The 6,918-nt window shown below is 67.0% G+C and carries 7 protein-coding genes and 1 pseudogene; 4 read left to right on the forward strand and 4 right to left on the reverse strand.

What is annotated here, in order from left to right; translation table 11 throughout:
• The first annotated feature begins 9 nt into the window (after nt 1–9).
• From fliO to fliR, 4 genes are read left to right on the forward strand one after another with little or no spacing between them, the layout of a single operon-like run.
• A complete protein-coding gene (gene fliO / locus ACN6PJ_RS15360) occupies nt 10–333 on the forward strand; it encodes a flagellar biosynthetic protein FliO (protein ID WP_427996718.1) in 324 nt (107 codons plus the stop codon).
• 27 nt (nt 334–360) lie between these two features.
• Nucleotides 361–1,152, forward strand: a complete 792-nt coding sequence (gene fliP / locus ACN6PJ_RS15365; protein ID WP_427996719.1) for a flagellar type III secretion system pore protein FliP — start codon at nt 361–363, stop codon at nt 1,150–1,152.
• A 19-nt stretch (nt 1,153–1,171) separates the two neighbouring features.
• A complete protein-coding gene (gene fliQ / locus ACN6PJ_RS15370; RefSeq protein ID WP_008163193.1) occupies nt 1,172–1,441 on the forward strand; it encodes a flagellar biosynthesis protein FliQ in 270 nt (89 codons plus the stop codon).
• A gap of 34 nt (nt 1,442–1,475) precedes the next feature.
• Nucleotides 1,476–2,264, forward strand: a complete 789-nt coding sequence (gene fliR, locus ACN6PJ_RS15375; protein WP_427996720.1) for a flagellar biosynthetic protein FliR — start codon at nt 1,476–1,478, stop codon at nt 2,262–2,264.
• A 52-nt stretch (nt 2,265–2,316) separates the two neighbouring features.
• Here fliR and ACN6PJ_RS15380 read toward each other — a convergent pair whose 3' ends face one another.
• The 4 genes and pseudogenes from ACN6PJ_RS15380 to ACN6PJ_RS15395 all read right to left on the reverse strand — a co-directional run.
• Complete coding sequence (locus tag ACN6PJ_RS15380) at nt 2,317–3,912, reverse strand: methyl-accepting chemotaxis protein (RefSeq protein WP_427996721.1); 1,596 nt, start codon at nt 3,910–3,912, stop codon at nt 2,317–2,319.
• Nucleotides 3,913–4,200: 288 nt separating this feature from the next.
• Nucleotides 4,201–5,931 (reverse strand): methyl-accepting chemotaxis protein, encoded by a 1,731-nt coding sequence (locus ACN6PJ_RS15385; RefSeq protein ID WP_427996722.1) that lies wholly within the window; start codon nt 5,929–5,931, stop codon nt 4,201–4,203.
• A 137-nt stretch (nt 5,932–6,068) separates the two neighbouring features.
• Nucleotides 6,069–6,536 (reverse strand): hypothetical protein, encoded by a 468-nt coding sequence (locus tag ACN6PJ_RS15390; RefSeq protein ID WP_427996723.1) that lies wholly within the window; start codon nt 6,534–6,536, stop codon nt 6,069–6,071.
• Between the two features lie 28 nt (nt 6,537–6,564).
• Nucleotides 6,565–6,918, reverse strand: a pseudogene (locus ACN6PJ_RS15395) (methyl-accepting chemotaxis protein); the annotation flags it as partial.

Below are 6,918 nucleotides of genomic sequence, written 5' to 3' on the forward strand. Positions count from 1 at the left end.
CGGCCCGCCATGAACGAATCCGCCCTCATGCGCGTCATCCTCGGCCTGGTGCTGGTGGTGGCCGCCATCCTGGTCGCGGCCTGGCTGGCCCGCCGCGCCGGGTTGACGCAACGTGGCGGCGGCAGCCTCCTGCGGCAGGTGGCCAGCCTGCCGGTCGGTCCGCGCCAGAGCATCGTGGTGGTCGAGATCGAAAATACCTGGCTGGTCGTGGGCGTCGGCCCGAACCAGCTCAATACCCTGCACACCCTGCCCGCCGGCCAGTTGCCGGAGGGTTCCCCGCTGCCCGCCGCCGCCTTCGCGGCCAAGCTGGGCCAGGCGCTCAAGCGCCGCTAGCGCCCCGGCGCGCTTCATGCCATACCCATGAGTTTGCTCACCCGCACGACGCCCGTCCGCGCCCGCCCCGCCGCGCTGCCCCTGCTCGCGGCGGCCGCCCTGCTCGGCCTGGCCCTCTTTCCGGCCGGTGTCGTCGCGCAGGCGACGCTGCCCGCGCTGACGGCAACCCCCGGTCCCAACGGCTCCGAGACCTACTCCCTCAGCATGCAGACCCTGCTGCTGATGACCTCGCTGTCGTTCCTGCCGGCCGCGCTGCTGATGATGACGGGCTTCACCCGCATCATCATCGTTCTGGGGCTGCTGCGCAGCGCCATGGGAACCGCCATGTCGCCGCCCAACCACGTGCTGATCGGCCTGGCCCTGTTCCTGACCTTCTATACGATGTCGCCGGTGTTCGACAAGATCTACGCCGACGCCTACAAGCCGCTCTCCGAGGGCTCCATCCCGTTCGAGACCGCGGTCGAGCGCGCAGCCTCGCCGCTGCGGACCTTCATGCTGCACCAGACCCGCGAGAGCGACCTCTCGCTTTTCGCCAACCTGGCCAAGCAGCCGGCCATGGAAGATCCCGCGCAAGTGCCCATGCGCATCCTGGTGCCGGCGTTCATCACCAGCGAATTGAAGACGGCGTTCCAGATCGGTTTCACCATCTTCATCCCGTTCCTGATCATCGATCTCGTGATCGCCAGCGTCCTGATGGCGCTGGGCATGATGATGGTGCCGCCGGTCACCGTGGCGCTGCCCTTCAAGCTGATGCTTTTCGTGCTGGCCGATGGCTGGAACCTGCTCATGGGTTCGCTGGCGCAGAGCTTCTACCAGTAACGCCAGGAGGAGAATCGCCATGACCGCCGAAACCGTCATGACCATGACCTACCAGGCGATGAAGATCGTGCTGGCGATGGCCGGTCCGCTCCTGCTCGTCACGCTGGTCGTCGGCCTGGTCATCAGCATCTTCCAGGCCGCCACGCAGATCAACGAAATGACGCTGTCGTTCATTCCGAAGCTGCTGGCCATGTGCGGCGTGCTGGTGCTGCTGGGCCCCTGGCTCATCGGCGTCATGGTCGACTACATCCGGCAATTGATCGGCCAGATTCCCATGCTGGTGTCCTGAGCGGCCGCCGCCGCCGGCCCCCGCGACGCCCGCCATGATCGCCTTCACGCTCGAACAGCTCAACGGCTGGATCGGCCAGTTCCTCTGGCCGTTCGTGCGCATCCTGGCGCTCGTGGGCACGGCGCCGCTCTTCTCGGAATCGCTGATCCCGGTCAAGGTCAAGATCGGCCTGTCGTTCGTGCTGGCCGTCGCTGTCAGCCCCGCCCTGGATCCCATGCCGCCCATCGCGCCGGGTTCTTTCGCCGGCCTCTGGATGGTGATGCAGCAGGTGCTGATCGGAATCGCGCTGGGATTCACGATGCGCCTGGTCTTCGCCGCCGTGCAGACCGCTGGCGAATTCGTGGGCCTGCAAATGGGCCTGTCGTTCGCGTCTTTTTTCGATCCGAGCTCAGGCGCCAACACCGCGGTGCTGTCGCGGCTGTTCAACATCATCGCGATGCTGACCTTCCTGGCCCTGGACGGCCACCTGCTGGTGCTGGCCGCCCTGGTGCGCTCGTTCGACACCCTGCCCATCGCCATGATCCAGCTGCACCAGAACGGCTGGGGCGTCGTGGTGGAATGGGGCAAGACAGTCTTCATTTCCGGCCTGCTGCTCGCGTTGCCGCTCATCTGCGCCCTGCTGACCATCAACTTGGCCATGGGCATCCTGAACCGCGCCGCCCAGCAGCTTTCCGTCTTCTCCATCGGCTTCCCGGTCACCCTGATCGTGGGCGTTACCGTGCTGGCCGTCGTCCTGCCCCACGCCGGGCCCTTTCTCGAATCGCTGTTCGAGTCGGGCCTGACCGCCATGAGCCGCGTCGCCGACGCCCTGGCCGGCAGGTAGCGACCGGAAGGCCGGCGCCCCTGACTTCGTCGCGGGCGCCGGGGCGCGGCGCTTACTGCTGGCCCGTCAGGCGGAAGACGCGGATCGTGTCGCGCAGCGCGCCGGACTGGCCGCCCAGCTGCATGACGGCGCTGCCCAGGTCCTGGACCAGCGCGGTGTTCTGCGCCGTCATCACGTCCATCTGCGACACCGCCGTATCGACCTGCTCGATACCGCTGGATTGTTCCTGCGAGGCGCGCGAGATCTCGCCGATGATGTCGGTCACGCGATGCACCGCGGCCACGATCTCCTGCATCGTCGCGCCCGCCTGCTCCGCCTGCAGCGACCCTTCCGAGACGCGCTCCACCGAATCCTCGATCAGGCTCTTGATTTCCTTGGCCGCCTGCGCGCTCTTCTGCGCCAGGGTCCGGACTTCGCCCGCCACCACCGCGAAGCCCTTGCCGGACTCGCCGGCGCGGGCCGCTTCCACGGCGGCGTTGAGCGCCAGGATGTTCGTCTGGAACGCGATGCCTTCGATGATGCTGACGATGTCGGCGATCTTGCGGGAGCTGTCGGAAATGCCGTGCATGGTGTCCACCACCTGCCCCACGGCGACTCCGCCGCGCCGCGCCACGTCCATGCTGCTGGCCGCCAGCTGGTTGGCCTGGCGCGCGTTGTCGGCGTTCTGGCGCACGGTGGAGGTCAATTGCTCCATGCTGGCGGCGGTCTGCTGCAAGGAAGCCGCCTGGCCTTCGGTGCGCCCGGCCAGTTCCTGGTTGCCGCGGGCGATGTGGGCCGCGGCATGGGTCGTGCCTTCGATTCCCCGGTAGACGTCCTGGGCGATGCCGATCAGGCTCTTGCGCATCACATCGAGCGAGAACTTCAGGCTGCCGACTTCATCGTCGGATTCGGCAACGATCTGCGTGGTGAGATTGCCCGCCGCGACCTGGCGCGCCATGTTGGCCGCATCGACCATGGGATCCAGCAGGAAGCGCGACAGGCGCCAGCCCATGCCGAAGATCAGGGCGATGGCCAGCCCGATCGCCGCGCAGCCCAGACCGGCCCCAAAGGTGTCGAGCTTGTCCCAATTGGCGTGCAATCCGTAAGCGCCGGCGGCCGCCACGATGCCCGACGACAGCAGCGCGTGGCGCAGCATGCGGGCGCGGGCGCTGCGCCTGAACGGAAACGCCAGCACGTCCAGCCCCCGCCGCCAGCCCGCCCTCACGGGCCGGCCGCGCAGGATGCGCACGCCCTTGGCCTTGCCTTCGCGCATGCGCGCGTACAGCGCCTCCGCCATCTCGATCTGTTCGTCCGAGGGGCGCACCCGCACCGAGGAATACGCCACGACCTCGCCGTTCTCGACGATGGGCGTGGCATTGGCCAGCACCCAATAGAATCCGCCGTCCTTGCGGCGGTTCTTGACCAGGCCCAACCAGGATTCGCCGGCCTGCAGCGTGTCCCACAGGTCTTCGTAGGCCTCGGGCGGCATATCGGGATGGCGCACGATATTGTGGGCCTTGCCGATCAGTTCCTCGCGGGAGAATCCGCTGACTTCGACAAAGGCCGGATTCGCATAGACGATCCTGCCTTTGGTATCGGTGCGCGAGATCAGGTATTGATCATCGCGCAGCTTGGTTTCCACGTTATGGATGGGTAGGTTGACGCGCACAGCTTGTCTCCGGTTACATCAAAATAGCGAATGAATAACGGCGAGCAAACTGGACCTGATGCCCTTCATCTACACGTTCCCGCCCGGTTTGTACGGCCTGCGCGCCCGCTGGCGCGATGGCCGTCAAACACTGTTCATTGCCCTATTCAGGCGTTAAATCGGTTAACGGCAATATTTTCGAAAACTTTACGCATGCATGGCGGCTGCATTTTCGAGGTTCGAAAAAAGCAGGGCCGCGGCCCCGCGTGAACGCGGCCGCGGCCCTGCCATGCCAAGCGAGGCGACCGGTCAGGCCTGGGTCAGCGTGGGCGCGGAATAGCCGCTCAGCTGATGGGCCGGCACTTCGATCACTTCGCCCGCGTTGATCTTGAACACGGCCACCGCTTCGGCCAGGCGCTGCGCCTGCTCCTGCAGCGAGCCCGCGGCCGCCGCCGCCTCTTCCACCAGCGCCGCGTTCTGCTGCGTCACCTCGTCCATCTGCGACACCGCCCGGTTCACCTGGTCGATGCCGCTGGACTGCTCCTCCGACGCCGCCGAGATCTCGCCCATGATGTCCGTCACCCGCTTCACCGACGCCACGATCTCCTGCATCGTCGATCCGGCCCGCTCCACCTGCTCCGAACCCGCGCCCACCTTCGTGACCGAGTCCTCGATCAGGCCCTTGATTTCCTTGGCCGCCTGCGCGCTGCGCTGCGCCAGCGAGCGCACCTCGCCCGCCACCACCGCGAAACCCTTGCCCTGCTCGCCCGCGCGCGCGGCTTCCACCGCCGCGTTCAGCGCCAGGATGTTCGTCTGGAACGCAATGCCGTCGATCACCGACACGATCTCGGAGATCTTGCGCGAACTGGCCGAAATCTCCTGCATCGTGCTGACCACTTCCGACACCGCCGAACCGCCGCGCTCGGCCACGTCCGAGGCGCTGGCCGCCAGCTGGTTGGCCTGGCGCGCGTTGTCCGCGTTCTGCTTCACCGTCGAGGCCAGCTCCTCCATCGAGGCCGCGGTCTCTTCCAGCGAGGCCGCCTGCTGTTCCGTCCGGCTCGACAGGTCCGTGTTGCCCGCCGCGATCTCGCGCGAACCCACGTTGATCTCGTCCACGCCGCGGCGCACCGCCGACACCGTGCGGGTCAGGCTTTCCTGCATGCGCTTGAGCGCGGCGAACAATTGGCCGATTTCGTTGTGCGAACGCACCTCCACCCGGCTGGTCAGATCGCCGGCGGCGATCTTGTCGAAGTGCTGGCCGGCTTCCACCAAGGGGCGGACCACCAGACGGCCGAACAGCATGCGGGCCAGGATCATCAGCAGCAGCGCCAGGCCGACCGCCACGCCCACCGCCACCATCGCGCGGTTGAAGTTGGCGTCGGCCTGATCGATCGTGGCCTGCTGCTGCGAGCCGATGTACTTGCCGAACTCGCTGATCGCCTCGATGAACGCGGCGCTGCGCGGCGTGCCGTATTCGTTGTTCACCATGTAGAAGGTCGAATAGTCTTCGCTGCGCAGGGCTTCGACCATGGTGTCCACGCCGTCATCGATGTACGAGCGGTAGCGGCGCACCAGGTTCATCGACAGCTGGCGGCCGGTATCGTCCTGCAGCATGTTCTTCTGGAAATCGGCAAAACGGCTGCGCACCCCGGTCAGGAGGTCCGTCGCGCCCTTCAGGGCCGCCGCCGCGTCGCGCGCCGAATTTTCCCCGCTGCCCCAGCCGGACTCCTGCAGGTGGCGCGCGGCCACCATCAGCGCGACGCGGGCGCGCAGCATGTCGCTGTTGATCACCTCGACCTGCTTGGCGCGCTCGGTCAGGGCGTTGACCTCGCGGATGGACTCGTAGTTGTTCTGCAGGAAATAAGCCGCCAGGCCGCCGACCGCCGCAATCAATATCGCGAAAAACGCCATGACCCACAGCAGCATCGTGCCGACGCGGGCATCCCGCAGGCGCAACTTTCTTTTCACCTTGGGCGCGCGCGCCGCCTTCCTCTTGCCGACCTTGCCGGCCTTCGCACCGGATTCGAGACTCGCTTCCATATATTTCCCCATCCCTCAGGAACTGCCTGACCAAATGAAAAACCACCCTGCGGACACGCCCTGTTACATGACGGTTCCACTGAGGGCGACGTACATTGCGATCTGCGCCGCAATGCTCTCTGCCGGACTGCGGGACTTCAGCCGCCCCGCTGCCTCGATCCGGCCGGTTCACCCGGGCCGGGTATGTAGATGATTTGCCCCTCGGGCTCCACCGAGGGCAAGGCCCAGTCCTGAGCAAAGTCAGGCGCAGGCGCGGGCCCCATCAGTTTCTGGCGTTCCCAGGGTTCCAGCAGAATATTGGTGCTGTCGACGAGGCGCGCCAGCCGGCCGTCCGGCCCGAACTGAAGCAGCGCTTCCTTGCGGCTGTACAAGCCGTCCGCGACAAATGTGATCTTGAAGGACCAGAGCGCCAGGAAGGAGCCGTCGGTCTGTCGATAGACTTTATCGGGCGGGGCGGTCAGCGCCCTCGAAGCCTCTTCCAGCGTCGTCTGCCCCGGCGTCAGGGTCGACAGCTTGCCCGGGTCGAAGTTGTGACCCGTCGCCGCGCAGCCGGCGAGAATGGCTGCAAGAGCAGCCGCCGCCAGAAGATGTATATAGCCTCGCATACCTACCCACTTACCGGACTGGCCGGTGTCAGAAAGATTCCCAATCGTCGTCCGAAGGCGGCGGCCGCCGGCTGGCCGCCGGCGCCGGCTTCGCATCGGACACAGCCGCCGGCCTTGCCGCGGGCCGGCGCGGCGGTCGGGCCGCCGTCGCGCCTTCGGGCGCCGCGGGCTTGACGCGCGCGGCATGTGTCAGGCGCGCGGCCGGCGCCGCCTTCGGCGCGGCCGCCGGTTCCGCCACGGGCGCTTCCTTCGCCGCCGCCGGAGCGGCCACGCGAGGCGCCGAACGCTGCTGGGCCAGTTGGCGCGCCGGCACCTCGATCACTTCGCCCGCGTTGATCTTGAACACGGCTACCGCTTCGGCCAGGCGCTGCGCCTGCTCCTG

It is taken from the genome of Achromobacter sp., assembly GCF_050285585.1.
GTDB lineage: Bacteria > Pseudomonadota > Gammaproteobacteria > Burkholderiales > Burkholderiaceae_B > Achromobacter.